Origin of the sequence: Microcoleus sp. Pol12A5, assembly GCF_036701435.1 — a bacterium.
Classification (GTDB): Bacteria; Cyanobacteriota; Cyanobacteriia; order Cyanobacteriales; family Microcoleaceae; genus Microcoleus.
In genome coordinates, this window is record NZ_JAUBQU010000069.1 from 1 (window position 1) to 17,448 (window position 17,448).

General features: G+C 45.4%; 15 protein-coding genes. 10 read left to right on the forward strand and 5 right to left on the reverse strand.

The annotated features are described in order from the left end of the window. Positions 1-35 precede the first annotated feature (35 nt). Entirely contained in the window at positions 36-1,331 is a 1,296-nt protein-coding gene (gene purB / locus QUA45_RS18185) for an adenylosuccinate lyase (RefSeq protein WP_333221776.1), read from the forward strand. Between the two features lie 301 nt (positions 1,332-1,632). Next, on the forward strand, positions 1,633-2,358 hold the full coding sequence (locus tag QUA45_RS18190) for a M15 family metallopeptidase (RefSeq protein WP_333221765.1): 726 nt from the start codon (positions 1,633-1,635) through the stop codon (positions 2,356-2,358). A 73-nt stretch (positions 2,359-2,431) separates the two neighbouring features. Here the strand turns inward: QUA45_RS18190 and QUA45_RS18195 are convergent, their stop codons facing one another. Beyond that, on the reverse strand, positions 2,432-3,274 hold the full coding sequence (locus QUA45_RS18195; RefSeq protein WP_333094301.1) for an SH3 domain-containing protein: 843 nt from the start codon (positions 3,272-3,274) through the stop codon (positions 2,432-2,434). Positions 3,275-3,519: 245 nt separating this feature from the next. On the opposite strand from QUA45_RS18195, the gene QUA45_RS18200 reads away from it, so the two are divergent. Beyond that, positions 3,520-4,893 carry an NACHT domain-containing protein gene (locus QUA45_RS18200; RefSeq protein WP_333221766.1) on the forward strand — a complete coding sequence of 458 codons (1,374 nt, stop codon included), beginning with the start codon at positions 3,520-3,522 and terminating at the stop codon, positions 4,891-4,893. 115 nt (positions 4,894-5,008) lie between these two features. Here QUA45_RS18200 and QUA45_RS18205 read toward each other — a convergent pair whose 3' ends face one another. Beyond that, positions 5,009-5,584, reverse strand: coding sequence for a Uma2 family endonuclease (locus QUA45_RS18205; protein WP_333221767.1), 576 nt, complete (start codon positions 5,582-5,584; stop codon positions 5,009-5,011). A gap of 194 nt (positions 5,585-5,778) precedes the next feature. Here QUA45_RS18205 and QUA45_RS18210 point away from each other — a divergent pair, with 194 nt between their 5' ends. The 4 genes from QUA45_RS18210 to QUA45_RS18225 all read left to right on the forward strand — a co-directional run bounded on the left by QUA45_RS18210 (position 5,779) and on the right by QUA45_RS18225 (position 10,026). Then, positions 5,779-6,762: an alpha-ketoacid dehydrogenase subunit beta gene (locus tag QUA45_RS18210; RefSeq protein ID WP_333221768.1), complete on the forward strand. Its 984-nt coding sequence runs from the start codon at positions 5,779-5,781 to the stop codon at positions 6,760-6,762. A gap of 151 nt (positions 6,763-6,913) precedes the next feature. Beyond that, positions 6,914-8,311 (forward strand): protein translocase subunit SecD, encoded by a 1,398-nt coding sequence (gene secD / locus QUA45_RS18215; RefSeq protein WP_333094309.1) that lies wholly within the window; start codon positions 6,914-6,916, stop codon positions 8,309-8,311. A 206-nt stretch (positions 8,312-8,517) separates the two neighbouring features. Then, on the forward strand, positions 8,518-9,486 hold the full coding sequence (gene secF / locus QUA45_RS18220; protein WP_333094311.1) for a protein translocase subunit SecF: 969 nt from the start codon (positions 8,518-8,520) through the stop codon (positions 9,484-9,486). A 153-nt stretch (positions 9,487-9,639) separates the two neighbouring features. After that, positions 9,640-10,026 carry a hypothetical protein gene (locus QUA45_RS18225; RefSeq protein WP_333094312.1) on the forward strand — a complete coding sequence of 129 codons (387 nt, stop codon included), beginning with the start codon at positions 9,640-9,642 and terminating at the stop codon, positions 10,024-10,026. Between the two features lie 114 nt (positions 10,027-10,140). Here the strand turns inward: QUA45_RS18225 and QUA45_RS18230 are convergent, their stop codons facing one another. Then, positions 10,141-11,625, reverse strand: coding sequence for an ATP-binding protein (locus tag QUA45_RS18230; protein ID WP_333221769.1), 1,485 nt, complete (start codon positions 11,623-11,625; stop codon positions 10,141-10,143). A 425-nt stretch (positions 11,626-12,050) separates the two neighbouring features. Between QUA45_RS18230 and QUA45_RS18235 the strand changes: the two genes are divergently transcribed. Further along, on the forward strand, positions 12,051-12,287 hold the full coding sequence (locus QUA45_RS18235) for a hypothetical protein (RefSeq protein WP_333221770.1): 237 nt from the start codon (positions 12,051-12,053) through the stop codon (positions 12,285-12,287). Positions 12,288-12,523: 236 nt separating this feature from the next. Here QUA45_RS18235 and QUA45_RS18240 read toward each other — a convergent pair whose 3' ends face one another. Beyond that, the gene (locus QUA45_RS18240; protein ID WP_333221771.1) at positions 12,524-12,649 is read right to left on the reverse strand and encodes a hypothetical protein; all 126 of its coding nucleotides are present in this window, start codon (positions 12,647-12,649) and stop codon (positions 12,524-12,526) included. Positions 12,650-13,047: 398 nt separating this feature from the next. Between QUA45_RS18240 and QUA45_RS18245 the strand changes: the two genes are divergently transcribed. Both QUA45_RS18245 and QUA45_RS18250 read left to right on the forward strand, forming a co-directional pair. Next, on the forward strand, positions 13,048-13,446 hold the full coding sequence (locus QUA45_RS18245) for a DUF4342 domain-containing protein (RefSeq protein ID WP_333094317.1): 399 nt from the start codon (positions 13,048-13,050) through the stop codon (positions 13,444-13,446). Between the two features lie 750 nt (positions 13,447-14,196). Further along, positions 14,197-15,039, forward strand: a complete 843-nt coding sequence (locus QUA45_RS18250; RefSeq protein WP_333094318.1) for a hypothetical protein — start codon at positions 14,197-14,199, stop codon at positions 15,037-15,039. 300 nt (positions 15,040-15,339) lie between these two features. On the opposite strand, the gene QUA45_RS18255 is transcribed toward QUA45_RS18250, so the two are convergent. Next, the gene (locus QUA45_RS18255) at positions 15,340-16,731 is read right to left on the reverse strand and encodes a hypothetical protein (RefSeq protein WP_333094320.1); all 1,392 of its coding nucleotides are present in this window, start codon (positions 16,729-16,731) and stop codon (positions 15,340-15,342) included. Positions 16,732-17,448 lie beyond the last annotated feature (717 nt).

The window sequence follows — 17,448 nt, forward strand, 5'->3', positions numbered from 1 at the left end:
GTACAATAGGACGATCGCATTCCCCAACTCCCACCGTGATAGAGCGCTACACTTTGCCCGAAATGGGCAACATCTGGACTGAAACCGCCAAACTGAAAACCTGGCTGCAAGTAGAAATCGCTGTCTGCGAAGCTCAAGCCGAACTCGGCTACATCCCCGCCGCCGCAGTCGAAGAAATCAAAGCTAAGGCTAATTTTGACCCCAAACGAGTCCTCGAAATAGAAGCGGAAGTCCGCCACGACATGATCGCCTTCTTGACAAATGTCAACGAATATGTAGGCGATGCCGGCCGCTACATTCACCTCGGCTTAACCAGTTCCGATGTGCTCGATACTGCTTTGGCGCTGCAATTAGTCGCTAGCGTCAATATTTTGTTAGAACGTGTCGAAGAATTGAGTCAAGCTATTCGCTATCAGGCTCAACAGCATCGCAATACCGTCATGGTTGGCCGATCGCACGGAATTCACGCTGAACCCATCACCTTTGGCTTTAAACTAGCAGGATGGCTGGCAGAAGTCTTTCGCAGCCGCGCCCGATTAGTGAATTTGCGATCGTCCATTGCAGTCGGCAAAATCTCCGGCGCAGTCGGAACCTATGCTAATATTGACCCGCGAATTGAAGCGATCGCCTGTCAAAACCTCGGACTCGAACCGGATACCGCATCCACTCAAGTCATTTCGCGCGATCGACACGCCGAATACGTCCAAACCTTAGCACTCTTAGCAGCATCGATCGAGCGTTTTGCAGTAGAAATCCGCAACCTGCAACGCACCGACGTTCTCGAAGTCGAAGAATTCTTTTCCAAAGGGCAAAAAGGCTCATCCGCCATGCCCCACAAACGCAACCCGATTCGATCGGAAAGACTCACAGGGATGGCGAGAATAGTCCGCGCCAACGCCGTCGCAGCCTTAGAAAACGTTGCACTTTGGCACGAAAGAGACATCTCTCACAGTTCCGTAGAACGGATGATTTTGCCCGACAGTTCTACAGTAACTCACTTCATGTTAGTAGAAACCACAGACTTAGTAAAACACCTGCTAGTCTATCCCGAAAATATGAAGCAAAACATGAACCTTTACGGGGGAGTCATCTTCAGCCAGCGCGTGATGTTAGCCTTAGTAGAAAAAGGCACGAGTCGCGAAGAAGCCTACAAAATTGTGCAATCTTGTGCTCACGAAGCTTGGAACAAACCGGGTGGCAATTTCTACAATTTAATTGCTAAGGACGAGCGCGTAACAGCTAAGATGACGACCAAAGAAATTGATGATTGTTTCGATCCGCAGTATCAATTGAGGCACTTAGATTTAGTGTATCAGCGCTTGGGAATTTGAGGACAATTAACAATTAAAAATGACTCAGAGAGAAAAGAGAGCGAGCGTTCTCGCGCTTGTCCCACAGTTTGCCGGGGGTTAAAACCCCCGTCTCATAACTAAAGTCGGTTAAAACCGACTGAAAGACTCATAAAATAAAAGTTTTAGAGAAATATTTCAGTCCTCATAGCGAGGACTTTAGCTATGAGACAGGGGTTTCAACCCCTGTCGGTCTGGCGGGCTGGCAGACAACATGAAAAACGCGAAAATTCCCCACAATATGAAATGTAAAAACTCTATTAAATATTTACTTAACAGAGCTATGAAATTCAACCGATTTACAAAATATTTAATTGTATTCGCTCTAATATTACTATCTACAACCACACTGAATTATACAATGTCGATTCGCGCCCAGGAGCCGCCACAAGTGCAAATTCCCCAACCAGAACTAAACCCAGTAGTACCTGAAAGTATTTTCATGAGTCAACTTCCTCGTTCGGCGCGACTGGTTGACATCCGCACCGTAAATCCCAACATTCGCCTCGATATTCGATACGCCACTACTAACAATTTCTTGAAACGAAAACTTTATCCTATATCGAAATGCGCTTTGAGAAGTTCTGTTGCTCAAAAGTTAGGGCTAGTTCAAACAGATTTGGAAAAAATCGGATTGGGTTTGAAAGTTTACGATTGCTACAGGCCTTTCTCTGTGACTAAGCAAATGTGGCAAGCTTGGCCAGATCCGCGCTATGTTGCTAATCCTGCTAGGGGTTCGCGGCACAATCGCGGTGCTGCTATAGATTTGACTTTAGTCGATCGCACTGGCAAAGAATTAGAAATGCCCACACCTTACGATGATTTTACCGAAAAAGCTCACGGAGATTATCAAGGCGGCAGCGCGGAATCTCGGAAAAATCGTCAAGTGCTTAAGGATGCGATGAAAAAACACGGATTTATCGGTATCACAACCGAATGGTGGCACTTTGATTCTGAAGATTGGCAGAAATTTGCGATTCTTGATATCTCGCTGGGAACGATTCCTTAATTATACTATTGATTAAAAGTCCCATATCCGGGTAGGGGCAGGGCAGTGCCTGTTCCCACAGATGTCAGGCAAATTAGCGCAATTTAACCGAAAATTCGTATTCGTATCCCCGGAAATTAGAGTCTAATTGTAATGTGTAATTGCCTGTTACGGGCACTTTTCCACTCCACTCTGTTTCATTGCCTTGATAAGGATCTCCGGCTAAAAGTTTGCCACGAGGAGTTATAATTTGGGGAAAAACATCTTTCCGATTCTTAACAGTCATTGTTTGACCTTTTCGGGCTCGAATCCGGTAAGAGTGGCTGCCGCCGCCGATAATTCGACCTTTAACAATTGCTTCATCTCCTCCCGGCAGAAAATTAATCTGCTGGTTGAGGTTAGAACAACTGCTTTCGGTGCGTCTTTTCGCAACCCAACCGGGAACTGGATCGGTAATTCGCAGCCAACCGTTTTGTTCTTCGGCGACTGAAACAAAGGTATTATTTTTGAGTTTTCCTACAATTTGGCTGCCCCTTACTTGGGGGCTCGATCGCACATTTAGCGGTGGATTCGGATCGCTGACTACAGCCTGGGTGATTTTGCAACCCGAATTGGGCGGTGTGACAACTACTGGCTCAACTTTTCGCGGAGAGACTCCTGCAACTAGCGAGGATTGAACAGCCGGGGTTTTTGCAGGTTGGGGTTTGGATTTCGGAGATTCTGCAGCCTGGGTTTGTGCTTGCAGAGATTTTGGTTGCCGAGATTCAGGGTTGTTCGTGGGCCCTGCAATCTGGTTTCTGGTGGATGCCGGGGATTCTGCAAGGGGAAGATCGGATTGTTTCATCGCACCCGACTGTATAGTTGCAACAGCCACTCCCACCGCTGTTGCCAGTCCTGCTAAGCTTACTGTGATGATTTGACCCTTAGTAAATGACATAAAAAACCCTCTCTGTATCTATACTAATAATTTTTGTTTGAGAGTTGGGGCGATCGCCAGTTAATTTACAGTGGAAATACCTAGTGCGGCCCACAGGGTCAGGATTTTTAGATAAAATTTCAGATCCATAATTGTCGCAATAATTTGAGTCAATATATACTGGACGCCTATACTGATGGTAATCTTGCTCTGGGTTATTTGCGCGCAAATTTGCGAAGGTAAGCGTTCAGCGCGAGGTACATAAAATGTCAAAATTGATTCCTCTGAGATTACAAGCGCCCCGCGATCAATTGTTGGAGGAGGTGAAGCAGGAAGTCCAAGCAGGACGATCGCAGTCTTTGCACGCTGCTGTGCTGGCTAACCTCAGCCAAGAATCGCCTCCTGTTGGTGTTAACCGCTGTTGGGATGTGGAAGTGAAAGCCGGCAACCGTCCGAGTTTTCGGCTTTCACCCAAAGCCAGCATTGCTAAAGTGTTCGATCGCGCCGGCGGCAAATTGGTAATTTTGGGAGCCACGGGTGCAGGCAAAACTACGACGCTGCTAGAATTAGCTCGCGTATTAATTTCCCGCGCCCAAAAAGATGCTAGTTTGCCAGTACCAGTGCTGTTTGAACTCGGATCGTGGAAAGCAGAATCCGGGGCGATCGCCGATTGGTTAATTGCTCAACTTCAGTTCAAATACGGCATCTCTCCTGCTGTCGGCAAAAAATGGCTTGCCGAACAAAAATTGCTGCCTCTCCTCGACGGCTTGGACGAAGTAGAAACTCACCGCCAAAATAGCTGCATTCAAGCAATCAATCAATTTGTGGAAAGCGAATTTCAACCCAAACATTTAGTAGCTTGCAGCAGTTTTGAAGCTTACAAAAACTGCGATACTAGATTTCGCCTGCAAGCAGCGGTTTTATTGAAACCTTTAAGAGAAAATCAAATTCAAAATTATCTGCTAGAAGCCAGAAGCCGCGAACTTTGGTACAGCATAGAGCGGGAGCCGGAGTTGTTAAAATTGGCAAAAGTTCCCTTGCTTTTGAGCATGATGGCTTTGGCTTACGACGATATTTTAATCGAAGCTTGGAAGCGCATAACTTCCGCAGAAGAACAGCGCAAATATCTGTTAACTGCCTATATTCGCCACCAAATGGCCGGGCAAGTCAAGCAGTATCCCAGAGGTAAGGAACTGCGGCCCGAACAAATTCGCCACTGGCTGGGATGGTTGGCCAGAAGGATGGAACAGGAAGGAATTCAAGAATTTTACCTCGATCGCATACCGTCTAGCTGGCTGCAAACAGAGGAGGAACGGCGCAAGTATCAGTTGGGAGTTAAGCTGGTTGGCGGGCTGATTTGGGTGATTTTGGGATTAATTGCCAGCCTAGTCTCCGGGTCGATTTGGGGATTAATTGCCGGTGCTGTTGCTGCGGTAATTAGTGCTTTTTTGCCGGGAATTCCGGGGATTGAAAGTTTTATATTGCGCGTGGTGCTGTGGTCGAACGGCTACATTCCTTGGGATTACAGGCGTTTTCTCGATGCTGCGACCGATCGCCTGCTGCTGCAAAAAACGGGCGATCGGCGTTATCGATTTATTCACGATTTATTGCAAAAACATTTTTCGGAAATTAGTCATTAGTTATTCGTTAGTTGTTAGTTGTTATGTGGAGTTGGCCAATTAATGAGCAATTAAGTAAGCCTCGCTCAAAAAAACCGAAGATCCAGAGCCCCTACTTCTAGAGGAAGTCCGGAATCTAAGAGAAAGTTAGCGGTATTTTTGCCATTTGAAATAGCTGGGTCGCAGTAAATTCTAATCCATCAAAAAGTGGATCTTTTAATAGGGTATCTCCCATATAAGTCTGCGGTGCTGCATCGGGGTAAAAAACTGTAATGCTTCTCGCCTTGCTATCTACTACCCAAACCCGCAATACCTGAGCATCTAAATAATCTCTCGCTTTAGCAGCTAACTGACCGAAAGTTTGTTCGGGTGAAATAATTTCTATGACTAATTCCGGGACTACAGGACAGGCTTCATCTTGATTCCAGTCAGGAGATAAGCGTTGGTAAGAAACATATAAAAGGTCTGGTACTGGCACCCAGTCTCGCCCGTGGCGGGTTAATTTCACCGCCCATTCTACACCAATTTCTCCCCGTTCGTCCCCCCACTGCTCGAGGAGTTTTATTAGGCTTCGGGTGAGGCGAGAATGAAATTTTTTAGGTGACATTTTCGGTACTGCTTGCTCGTCAATAAGTTCGTAGGTAATATCGCCTTCTCCTTCGGAAAGAGCGAGAAACTCTTCCAGAGTTAGTTGAGTTTTTGTCTGGAGCATAATATTCCTCTGCTGTGGGCAGGCAAGTTAGTATTATTTTAACTGCAATATTCATTGACATAATACAAATGTTATGATAAAGATTGCCCAAATCTCAGGTTTTAACTGTCAAATTTGCGATCGACTCCTAGATCGACACCCCCGAAAGGTTAAGATTCTAATCTGACCCTCCTGCAATCATTGCTTCACCTCCTATGGCAGAAACCTTATTGTTCAACGCCCTCCGCGAGGCGTTAGACGAAGAAATGGCCCGCGACTCCGCCGTATTCGTACTCGGCGAAGACGTAGGTCAATATGGCGGTTCCTATAAAGTCACCAAAGACCTCTACAACAAATACGGCGAACTTAGAGTGCTCGACACCCCGATCGCCGAAAATAGCTTTACAGGCCTAGCAGTAGGCGCAGCAATGACGGGACTCCGGCCGGTCATCGAAGGCATGAACATGGGCTTTTTGCTGCTGGCCTTCAACCAAATTTCCAACAACGCCGGAATGCTGCGCTACACATCCGGCGGCAACTTCAAAATGCCGATGGTAATTCGCGGCCCCGGCGGCGTGGGCCGGCAACTCGGCGCGGAACACTCCCAGCGGTTAGAAGCATATTTCCAAGCAGTACCCGGTTTGAAAATAGTCGCTTGTTCGACTCCCTACAACGCCAAAGGACTTTTAAAATCAGCAATCCGCGACGATAACCCCGTTCTGTTTTTCGAGCACGTCCTTCTTTACAACCTAAAAGAAAATTTGCCAGAAACAGAATATTTAGTGCCGCTGGACAAAGCAGAAATCGTGCGATCGGGCAAAGATGTCACAATCCTGACTTATTCCAGGATGCGGCACCACGTCTTGCAAGCCGTGCCCGCCCTGCTAAAAGAAGGTTACGATCCAGAAGTAATCGACCTGATTTCTCTCAAACCCCTGGACATGGAGACGATCGGCGCATCCATTCGCAAAACTCACAAAGTAATTATTGTAGAGGAGTGTATGAAAACAGGAGGCATCGGTGCCGAACTAATTGCTTCGATTAGCGATCGATTTTTTGACGAACTCGACGCACCAGTTTTGCGCCTGTCTTCACAAGATATTCCCACACCTTACAATGGGAATTTGGAAAGACTGACCATTGTCCAGCCCACGCAAATTGTCGAGGCAGTCCAAAAAATGGTAGCTTTGCGAGTATAAATAGTGATTAGTCAATAGTCATTGGTTGACTGTTGACTGTTGACTGTTGACTGATGACTGTTGACTGATGACTGATGACTGATGACTAAAATCTGCCAACCGCCAACTGCCAACTGACAACTGCCAACTGACCAATGACTAATAATTAAATATGCAAAAACAACGTTCAATATTAGCCCTAATTTTTGTTTTAATCATCGCCGCCATTACTGTAATAGTAACAATTCCGACGCGGCTGGGATTAGACTTGCAAGGAGGGTCGCAACTCACAATTCAAGTAAAAACTACCCCCACAATTCCCAAAATTGATCAGGGAATGTTAGAAGCAGTGCGGCGGATTGTCGAAAACCGCGTCAACGGTTTGGGTGTTTCCGAAGCATTAGTCCAAACAGTAGGAGAAGACCAAATTCTGGTGCAGTTGCCCGGAGTAAATGACCCACAACAAGCAGAACGAGTCTTGGGTGGTACCGCCAAGCTAGAATTTCTGGAACAACTGCCCGGAACAGAAGCACAATTAGCGATTGAAAGGCAGTTGCAGCAGGAATTACTCGCAAAACAAGCAGAATTGAAAACTAGCAACAATGAGGCGGCTATTAAAGAAAATCAGGCTGCTTTGAAAAGAAGCAATGAGGCGATCGCCAAACTCTTCAAAAGCACCGGCCTCGGTGGCGAAAACCTCAAAGACGCTCAACCTCAACCCTTGGCGGCTGGGAACAACTGGAACGTTGCTCTTGTTTTCGATACCAAAGGAGGCGAACTATTTGCCCAACTCACTAAAAATTTAGCAGGCACCGGACGCAGTATCGGTATTTTCCTAGACGAAAGAATGATCAGTTCTCCAGTCGTCGGCGTTGAATTTGCCCAAGCAGGAATTACTGGTGGAAGTGCCGTAATTCAAGGCAACTTTACAACGCAAGAAGCCAACGATTTAGCAGTGCAATTGCGGGGCGGCGCTTTGCCGGTGCCTGTCGAAATTGTAGAAAACCGCACGATCGGTGCTAGTTTGGGTAGAGACAGCATTCAAAGCAGTATAAACGCAGGTATCGGCGGCTTAGTTTTAGTCTTGATTTTCATGGTTGCCTACTATCGACTCCCCGGCGTAATTGCCAATATTGCGCTGTTAATTTATGCTCTGTTAACTTGGGCAGCTTTCGTGCTTTTGGGAGTGACATTAACGCTGCCAGGAATTGCTGGTTTTGTGCTCAGCATCGGGATGGCCGTGGATGCTAACGTGCTGATTTTTGAGCGCACGCGGGAAGAGTTGCGGGCGGGGAAATCGCTTTATCGATCGGTCGAATCTGGTTTTTATCGCGCTTTTTCCAGCATTTTAGACGGAAACGTCACAACAGTTATTGCTTGTGCTGCTTTGTTCTGGTTGGGTGCTGGTTTAGTTAAAGGGTTTGCTGTAACTCTGGCATTGGGGGTGGGAGTGAGTATGTTTACTGCGCTCACTTGCAGCCGCACTCTGCTGTTCGTAGTATTGAGCTTTCCAGCATTGCGGAAACCTCAGTGGTTCTGTCCCGGTTTGTCGAAAACTGCTAATACTTAACTGTTGACTGTTGACTGTTAACTGTTGACTGTTGACTGTTAACTTCTTCCTTCCTTCTTACATCCGTTAAGCTGAGGCGCATCTAAATTTGACAATCAAATTCGAGCAAATTCGTGTGGGGTGGGCGTCCCGCCCGCCCAAAAATACAATTTAGATGCGTAACAGCTTACACAATCCGTTGCCGAACTTCCCTCTTCCTTCAAATTATGAAATTTAGTGTAATCAAACAGCGATCGATCTGGTGGAGTATGTCCGCCGCTATTATCCTCGCAGGTATAGTGTCGATGGCGATTTCTTGGACTCGTCCCGACATTCGCGCACCGCTGCGCCCCAGTTTAGATTTTATCGGCGGCACTCGCCTGCAATTTGAACTCGACTGCACGAAACCGGAAAATTGTAAACCCATCGATCTTGCTGCTGTCCGCGAAGTGCTGGACGCCCAAGGTTTAGGTGGCAGCAGCATTCAAGTTATCGGCAAAGAACAGCGCGGTTTGTCGCTACGCACGAAAAGTTTGGATGTCGAACAACGTACTAAGTTGCAAACAGCTTTGAGCGATAAAATAGGCGCTTTTGCCCCGAACTCAACTCAAATTGATACGGTTGGGCCTACCCTCGGTAAACAATTATTTACTTCGGGATTGTTGGCTGTATTTCTTTCCTTTGCTGGCATTACTATTTATCTGACATTCCGATTTCAGTTAGATTATGCCTTTTTTGCTTTTGTAGCTCTGTTTCACGACGTGTTCATTACTGTTGGTATCTTCTCAATTTTAGGTTTAGTTCAAGGTGTGGAAGTGGACAGTTTGTTTGTAGTGGCAATCTTGACAATTATCGGTTTTTCAGTTAACGATACAGTGGTAATTTACGATCGCGTTCGCGAAGTAATCAAGCTAAATCCGGGACAGTCGATAAATCAAATTGTCGATGATGCGGTCATGCAGACGCTGGGAAGGTCAATTAACACGACTATGACAACGCTGCTCACTTTGTTTTCAATCTTTTTGTTTGGCGGCGAAACCCTCAAATACTTTGCTTTAGCATTGATTGTCGGCTTTATTGCGGGTGCGTATTCGAGTATTTTCATTGCCAGTACGCTGCTAGCTTGGTGGCGCACTCGCACGGCCCACTCTATCCCTGTCCCTGCAGAAGGAATCAACCAGTCAGAGGAAGTTTAATTGTCCTGGCCGATCAGTCATTAGTTATTAAGCTGCTGATTGCTGTTAACGGTTAACTCAGGACTAAGGCAAAAAAATGGTTTGACGCGTCACTTATAGTGGTAAGCTGCGTGCTGGGTACCCTAAATACTAATGACTAATAACTAATGACTGATGACTAATCAAAGCGACGCAAATTTTCAAATTGAAGTCCAAAGGCTTCACAAACTAACAGTTTACGGCCGCTGGTTAACTGTGATATTACTGTGGATTAGCGTCGGTTCTTTGAGCATTTGGGGTTTGCGCCGCGAAATCGCTTTGTGGTTTGAACACTTCACTTGGGCGGCCGTGCGCTACGGTTTATCTTTTAATCGCTGGCCAACTCTCGGTTTGGGTTTGTGCTTGGGAATGACTTTAGGAGTGCTAACTTGGCAAAGCCGCAATATGGTGCGAGGATTGCCCCATCGGGAAAAACAGGGTTTGGAACAACAAGTGCGCCGCATTCGCCAGCGAGGGCCCAGTCATCCTTTGTGGAAATGGGTTTGCAAAGGTTCGCGCTAGCCGGCGGGTTTTATTCTTTAGTCTCAAGACACAAAAACGAAAGTTTGACTCTTAAGCGGTTTCAACGGCCGAGTCCCTAACTTTTATTGCTTCTTCCTTCTTCCTTCTGTTGTATCACGCAAAGCGAGGCAAAATCTGTGCTACGGAAGACTGTTGAAGCGGAATCTCGATCGCAAATTCTGCTCCTTTTCCCGGTTCCGAAAAGCACTTCAATTCGCCGCCGTGTTGGTTGACAACAATTTCATAGCTAATCGACAGTCCCAAACCCGTTCCTTTGCCGACCGGCTTAGTAGTAAAGAAAGGATCAAACAACCGCTTCCGAACATCTTCAGTCATGCCCGGGCCATTGTCAGAAATTTTAATTATTACCTTTTTTTTATCACTTAACTCGGTGCGAATCCGAATCATAGGACTTAGGCGGGTAGACTTAGAAACTGATGATTGAGTCTTTGTACAAGACTGCTTTTCTTCCGCTGATTGCGACTTTTTCGTGCTTTTTTTATCAACCTTTTCGTGTTTATTAGACTCAACCAGAGCGTAAATTGCATTAAGTAAAATATTCATAAATACCTGATTGAGCTGTCCGGGATAGCACTGCACCAGTGGCAAGTCGCTGTATTCTTTGTGAATTTCGATCGCCTCCTGCCCCGGTTTCCCTTTAAGCTGGCTTTGCAAAAGCATAATCGTGTTGTTGATACCGTCGTGAATGTTGACCTGCTTCATTTGAGCTTCGTCCAACCTGCAAAAATTCCGCAGCGACAAAACGATGTCGCGGACTCTTTTTGCACCTTGCTGCATGGAATTTAACACTTTCGGCAAGTCTTCAACTAAATAATCGAGTTCGATTTTTTCGGCTTCTGCTGCAATTTCCGGTATGAATTCGGGACAGTGCTGCCTGTAGATGTCGAGCATCCGCATTAAAGCTTGCGTGTACTCTTGAGCGTGGTATAAATTGCTAGATATAAAGCCGATCGGATTGTTAATTTCGTGAGCTACTCCTGCTACTAACTGCCCCAAAGAAGACATTTTCTCTGTTTGAATTAGTTGAGTTTGAGTGCGCTGAAGTTCCAGCAGGGCAAGTTCGAGCTGTTGGGCTTGATGTCTTAATTGCGCTTGCGACTCGCGCATCGCCACTGTTGACAACTCGTGAATTTGCAACTGAGAAAGCAGCAGTTGGTGTACGTCTAAAAGTTTGTAAGTTTCCGGTTCGACTTGTACTACAATGGGTTCGTGGATTAATTCGGGCGATCGCTCCAAAGACTGCCGCACTGCAGTCATAATTGAGGTTTCGCGATCGAGAACCAACATATCCGTTTTAGTAAAGCGGTAGAGTATAAACAAAGGTTGTTGAGAAAATAACTCCAAACTGTAGGGGCGGCTCATGTGTTCAAAATAACGCCGCCGCGAAATCATCCCTATAAACTTTCCTTGCTGAGTGATGATGATGCCGGGAACTAAAGGGTTTGCTTGAAAAATTTTAGCAACTTCGTTCCCCGGACACTCAGACTCGAGGAGAAAGTCGTACAGGGTTAATTCCTGTAGAGTCGATCGCAAACCAAGCGGTGATTTCAGGGGACTCAACCCGTCATTTTCATACACTGCTCCCTCCTTTGGTAATTGGCAGTAGCGGTTGGGTGCTGGAGTATTGCTTACTATTTAGACGGCTTTTTCTATTTTTTTTATAGCTATGAAATCAACTCTACTCTGTTCGCTCAAATTGAGTTACTTCAGCAGAAATTTTTGGGTGTTAAATCGTGCGGGTGTCACCCGAAACGATATTGCAGGTTAGATTAATTTAACAGCCGGCACTCCTTTGAAACCTAATTATGTAGTAAATTTGACAGATCCAAGATTCTACTAATCCGAATATAACAGTCATAACTATTTTTTATGTTTGACAACATTAATTTGGTTCAGATTGATAGACATCTGCGACCTCTGGTAGTACATTTGGTATTACCCCTTGCGTAAAATTATATTACAATAAGACAAGAATAGCGACAAATGGGCAGCCGATAACCTATTTGACTATTCATGCCAAATCGGTTTCGGGCAATTGCCAAGAAATGTCAATTGTCAGTTTTTTCGTACAAATGCCGATCGCACTCAACCCTGGAATTGTAGGTAGTCTTCCAGCCAGGGACAGCCGATGGCGAGCAATTTGTCAAGTTCGGCAGCTTATACTTTACTCGCATCGATCCTCCAAAGCTTCACCGACTAATTTTTCCCAGCCGATGCTAAAGTTGTGCGATCGCAACTAAACCTCACATTCCACACATCCGCTTGATGTGCCTTAAAAGTTTACAGAAAAGTACCGTCGGGCAGCCAACTTGATATTCAGATTCTGTCACTGGCAAATCGGATACGGAGAATCAAGAGGAAGCAGAAGGAAATAATAGTATTTTACCCGCCTTTCCCCAACCTCCACTTCAATTTGAGGAAGTTGGTTTGGTTGCGATAGTATTTTGATTGCGATTACTTCTCCTCCCCCTTGATTTTAGGCAATTCTCATTAGAAACTCTAAGATGTTGATTTGAGGAACCTCGGGGGGGCGGGTTTGCTTGGGCGATCGCACTGAGTTAAATTCAAATGACATTTGAGGAAAGTAAGCGACGGTTTCCATGTGCGGTTTCCCGAACTAGAGGTGGTAACTGTATACACGGCGCGACGATCGTACTTTCAGTACAATGTCAGTATTTCAACCTGTACACCTGTTGAGTCTGAGTCTCTGAGAGTGTGAAAGTCCCTTTAATCCTTGGGCTGTCTCGATTGGAGGTTTTTGAAGAGTGGGGCGGTGCGAGGCCCAGAAGCAGACTGTTAACCAAGCGGCACTAGAGAAGTCGCCAGCTAGGGTCTACCGAGGAAGGATTTTAGGCGATCGCGATTAAAGATCGAGAGACCAAGGCACGATAGCACCAGCAGCAATATCACCCAAAAGAAGGATTTATCGACAAAAAGCTGCGTGTTATATTTCTAAATAATTCTATACAAAAATACTTTTACCTAAAAGGAGAACAAAAAATGGACACCCCTACAGATCGCCTACAAGAACCGGTCGGGACAAGAGAACTCGAATCAATACCTGTATCTGAAAAAGTTTCTTCCCAAAAAGTTAGTGAGGTTAATTTTGAAACAACTCCTTTAGAAACCCCAGCTTATACTCAGCAAAAAGTTAGCGTCGAGGAATTGAAGATTAACGGCGACGATTTGGTAGCTAAAGTTAAAGAACTGATTCACGAAGGAAATATCCGACGCATCATTATCAAAAATGAAGAGGGGCGGATCTTGGTAGAAGTTCCTCTGACAGTCGGAGTAGTCGGTGGAGTGATTGGTGCGGCCTTGTTTCCAGTAATTGCAGCAGTAGGAGCGATAGGTGCATTAGTTGCTCACATGACTATCATCATTGAAAGAACCGAGTAAAAAAAAATTAGTTGTTAGTAAGGCTTCTGTCCGGTTAATTTCTCGTAATAAAGCTTGTTGGTCGTGAGTACGACTATCCTCTCTTGATGGAGAAGAAAAAACTTGCCTTGATTACTAAAAACTTAATTGTGGCTATTTAACCGGATTTAAACAAATTTCAAGCATAAAGTGGCTTGATAAATAGAAAGCTAGTAACTCTTACTACTCCCTTCTCTTGTTTCCAGATTTCTCTGATGAATTGTCTTCCCACTCCGACCGTAAAGTTGCCACTTTTAAGGGTGTCATAAATCATCAATAACAATCCTCGCAGCAGCGAATTTATTACTTCCTCTCCGCAACTTCGGGGAGGATTGGGGTAGGATCAAAAATTAACGACTCCTGCGATTGCTAGATGCTTGCTCTGCAAGCATTATAAATAACTCATTTAGCCGGTCTTCTTTGTTGAAGTCCGGCTAATTCTATTCCTTTGGGGACTCTGGCAATCACTCTGAGGGTAGAGCCTGCTTAATACCTTGGCGAGTTATATTTAATACAGATGAAGGAGAAACCAACAGTTCTCTAAACTCCCTAAGCAGAAAGCTGTTAAGCATTTAAACTGGTATGGTATGAGCCAAACACCCAACGCTTACACCTGAATCTTGACAGTAAATCAAAATAAGTGATTTAACTGCTCAACAGCTTAGCTCAAGTTTTCAAACCAGAGAATCTCCTAGAGACAAATATTTTTGAATAATTGTGGGTAAGATAATTATGAAACCTAACGAAGAAAATAGCTCTAGCCGTGAAATTCATCAAGAAGTTCACACAGATGCAACTAACGGTCACGTCAGTACAACACGAACTACTACAAGTGTTCCGAGTACAGCGGCGAAGGCTTCTAAAGAAGCAGCTCATCACCAAGGTTATGTACAGGGTCAAATGGCGGAAAACCACCGCCAACTTGGAGTCCAAGAAGTCCGCGATAATGAGAATGCAGGTCGCGGGTTATTATTAGGGATTCTTCTTGCTTCTTTGGTAGGCTTAGTTCTGGGCAGTGTATATTACTTCAATCGGGGCGAGGAGGCTCCTAATCCTACTGCTGCTCCTGTGATTGTTGTACCGAAAGCAAATCAGCCTTCAGCAACACCAGCTCCGACTCGGACTATAGAGAGAGAAAAAACGATCATTCAAAAGATTGTTCCGGTTCCGGTTCAACCCTCTCCTGTTCAAAAAGCTACGCCTGCTCCTCAACCAAGTCCAGCTCAACAGGCGACTCCGGCTCCTCAAACAAGTCCGGCTCCCAATATCAATATTACAATTCCAAATTCACAGCAGCAAGATGCACCCGCTAAGGAAGCAGCGCCGTCTCCATCTTCGCCGTCAAATAATACCGATACTACGGTTCCGAATTCGCAGAGGGACCCAGCTTCCACTCCGCCAACTCCAGCACCGGAGAGTTCAGCTACTCCATCTCCAACTCAAGATGATGGTGCTTCTGGAGCAGGTACGAGCGGCGAAACTAATACGGAAAGCCAGAGCAATTCTAATCCTACAGGTACGGCTGTACCTGATAGCAACTCCGGTGCAGAGGGTGCGGCTGGTTCACCGCAATAGAAGTTGGATGTCGAATTAGTCCGCCAGGGGCTAAAACCCTAGACTCATAGCTAAAGTCCTTTAAAGAGGACTTTTTTTATGGTTTAAACTGAGAGCTTGCACCATTGTCAATAAGCCTGCTATGGGCGGGATCTCTTCCCAAACACCTACTCCCCACAAAAAAACTCATTCTTTGTGGAACGGGCCCCAGAGCCCGTTATTGACAATAGTGCAACATCTCAGACTAACCGGACATTGTGGCTGAACTCAAGACACCAAGTTTCTGCGATGGAAAACGTTTTAAGATTGTGCCAACCTATCCTAAGAAACTGTTTGGTGAACTAATTTAACTTTCCCTAAAGCTGTTTTCCTGCTGTCAAAGAGTTTCATCACGCCGGAGGAGATGGTTTCGATGACATCAGGAGCGCAGTAAGAGAGAAACTCTTCCGAGGTAATATGACCGGCAAAAAACTCTTGAGCTTTCTTCAAAAGGTTTTCTGTTTCAGCAAAGCCGATAGATTTGATAATAAACGTAGCTACGGGAGAGTTTTTAATATCATAGCGCGATTCTTGATTTCGTCCTATTGCTAACAAATTTAAAACCTCTTTTTCCAACTCAGTTTCTAATGGGTAGGCTATCTGTTTGTTGGGCAAGTAATCCTCCAAAACAGAGGTCTTAAATCCTCCTGGGGCGCGCAATTCTCCCATCATAGTTGAAAGCGGAATATCGCTACCCAAACGGTGAGAAAGAGCTTCTAAAATGGCGATGGTAATTAGCTTGACCCCAAAATAAAGTTTAGCAACTTCGATATTTTTGCGAGTTCTGGCAATCAGGTTAGCGTAGGTTTCATCGTCCGGCTCTTGCATAAACTGCTGGAAAACCAGTTCGGGTTTGAGGAAGTTCAAAAATCCTTCCATTTTTTGCAGAGACCTGCGATATCCGGCAACAGTATAGGAATTAACATTGGTCAATAATTCGTGGTTGGTTTCTGGCATCAAATTCCAGGTATTGTCTAAGAAATTAGAGGAATTTGGAGAGGCAAAATTCTCCACATCCCGATTGGCTAACCTGACCGCTCGCTTGACAATTTCTACGGTTTGGGTATCGCTCCATCCCAAGTTAAAATCGCGATTTATACTTACCAAACGCTGGTGCAAAAGTTCGATCGCGCTCAAACCGCTGGGCGAAAGGGGACGAAAAGGGATAGTAGCTTCGATGCAAGCTGTTATCTCAGCGATCGTACTAGCTGGCAAAAAAGGCTCCAAAGATTTGGCAGCAATAACAGCACTCAAGAATTCGTTTTGGCCGGCAAACGGAGAGAGAGTCTTGCCGGGAATAAACCCAAATACTGAGGCCACTAGCTGATACATGGCATCGTCGGGCAGTTCGGTTTCATCTCTAATAACTAACTGCGATCGCACCTCTTTGACAAAAGGACAAAGGGCGCTGCTAATATTGAAACTAACGCCCTGATCGACTTGCACGTACACGAGGTCGTGAAACAGCGCAGCCAGAACCTCGATCGGATCGACTGACCCCCCGACCTCAAAAATGTGTTCCGACGTGTGAAAGTACCGCCAAGGCCCTCTCATTGTTTGAATGATTAGCTCAGCTATCTGCTCTAGCTTTGGAATGTCTACTCGACCTCCCAATTGCTCGATCGAGCTTACCAAGCAATCCAAGCACCGTTTTTGTTCTGCGAAAAGCTCCATTTACACACCTCCAGTGCATTCCCTGATTGTCTTGCGCTTGATTGCATGGTATCAAAACGCGCTGCGATCGTGCCATGATTTGTCACTCAAAAATTTAAAATTTTAAGGTGAAACAGCGAGAGGGGGCCAGGGAAAGAGGAAGAGTGAGGAAGAGTGAGGAAGAGTGAGGGAGAGCGAGAGCGAGAAATTAAATATTAAAAATTCAGCCGTTGGGAAGATTGGTGCAACTTTGGTGATCGGTATCATAAATTACAGTAAAAATGCCAAAAAGTGGGTAAAAACTTGATGAATTTCTGATGAAATTATGAGGAATTTTTGACAAAAGCTGTGGGTGTGTGGCATTGACACCAGCTTCAAGCTGCGGTGGTATAAATACTGCGTGTGGCCTCACCATAAGATCCGTAGACGTGCTGATAAACATCTTAATATTTGCGCTAATACACTTCAGTTGAGTAGCTTTGGGTAAATCGATCTAAAGCTTCCTCGATCGCCACTTTAACTGCTGCCTTGGTTTCCTGTCGCCTCTCCCAATATAACACTAACAGAACTTACGCAACTCTCACCAGCGATCCTGGCACCATGCAGCACAAAATCAGACAACAAACATGGGAACATCGGGGCGTTTCAGTGGCTCAATTAAATAATTGGACACCATTAACCGAGCTTAAATACCCCCTTAATCCCTTATTTCCCCTCTGCTGGGACTTCGTATGTTTA

What these genes read in the sequence shown, in the direction of transcription:
- QUA45_RS18190 (WP_333221765.1), top strand. Translation starts at nt 1,633, where the DNA reads ATGAAATTCAACCGATTTACAAAATATTTAATTGTATTCGCTCTAATA.
- QUA45_RS18195 (WP_333094301.1), bottom strand. Translation starts at nt 3,274, where the DNA reads ATGTCATTTACTAAGGGTCAAATCATCACAGTAAGCTTAGCAGGACTG.
- QUA45_RS18200 (WP_333221766.1), top strand. Translation starts at nt 3,520, where the DNA reads ATGTCAAAATTGATTCCTCTGAGATTACAAGCGCCCCGCGATCAATTG.
- QUA45_RS18205 (WP_333221767.1), bottom strand. Translation starts at nt 5,584, where the DNA reads ATGCTCCAGACAAAAACTCAACTAACTCTGGAAGAGTTTCTCGCTCTT.
- QUA45_RS18210 (WP_333221768.1), top strand. Translation starts at nt 5,779, where the DNA reads ATGGCAGAAACCTTATTGTTCAACGCCCTCCGCGAGGCGTTAGACGAA.
- secD (WP_333094309.1), top strand. Translation starts at nt 6,914, where the DNA reads ATGCAAAAACAACGTTCAATATTAGCCCTAATTTTTGTTTTAATCATC.
- secF (WP_333094311.1), top strand. Translation starts at nt 8,518, where the DNA reads ATGAAATTTAGTGTAATCAAACAGCGATCGATCTGGTGGAGTATGTCC.
- QUA45_RS18225 (WP_333094312.1), top strand. Translation starts at nt 9,640, where the DNA reads ATGACTAATCAAAGCGACGCAAATTTTCAAATTGAAGTCCAAAGGCTT.
- QUA45_RS18240 (WP_333221771.1), bottom strand. Translation starts at nt 12,649, where the DNA reads ATGGAAACCGTCGCTTACTTTCCTCAAATGTCATTTGAATTTAACTCA.
- QUA45_RS18245 (WP_333094317.1), top strand. Translation starts at nt 13,048, where the DNA reads ATGGACACCCCTACAGATCGCCTACAAGAACCGGTCGGGACAAGAGAA.
- QUA45_RS18250 (WP_333094318.1), top strand. Translation starts at nt 14,197, where the DNA reads ATGAAACCTAACGAAGAAAATAGCTCTAGCCGTGAAATTCATCAAGAA.
- QUA45_RS18255 (WP_333094320.1), bottom strand. Translation starts at nt 16,731, where the DNA reads ATGGAGCTTTTCGCAGAACAAAAACGGTGCTTGGATTGCTTGGTAAGC.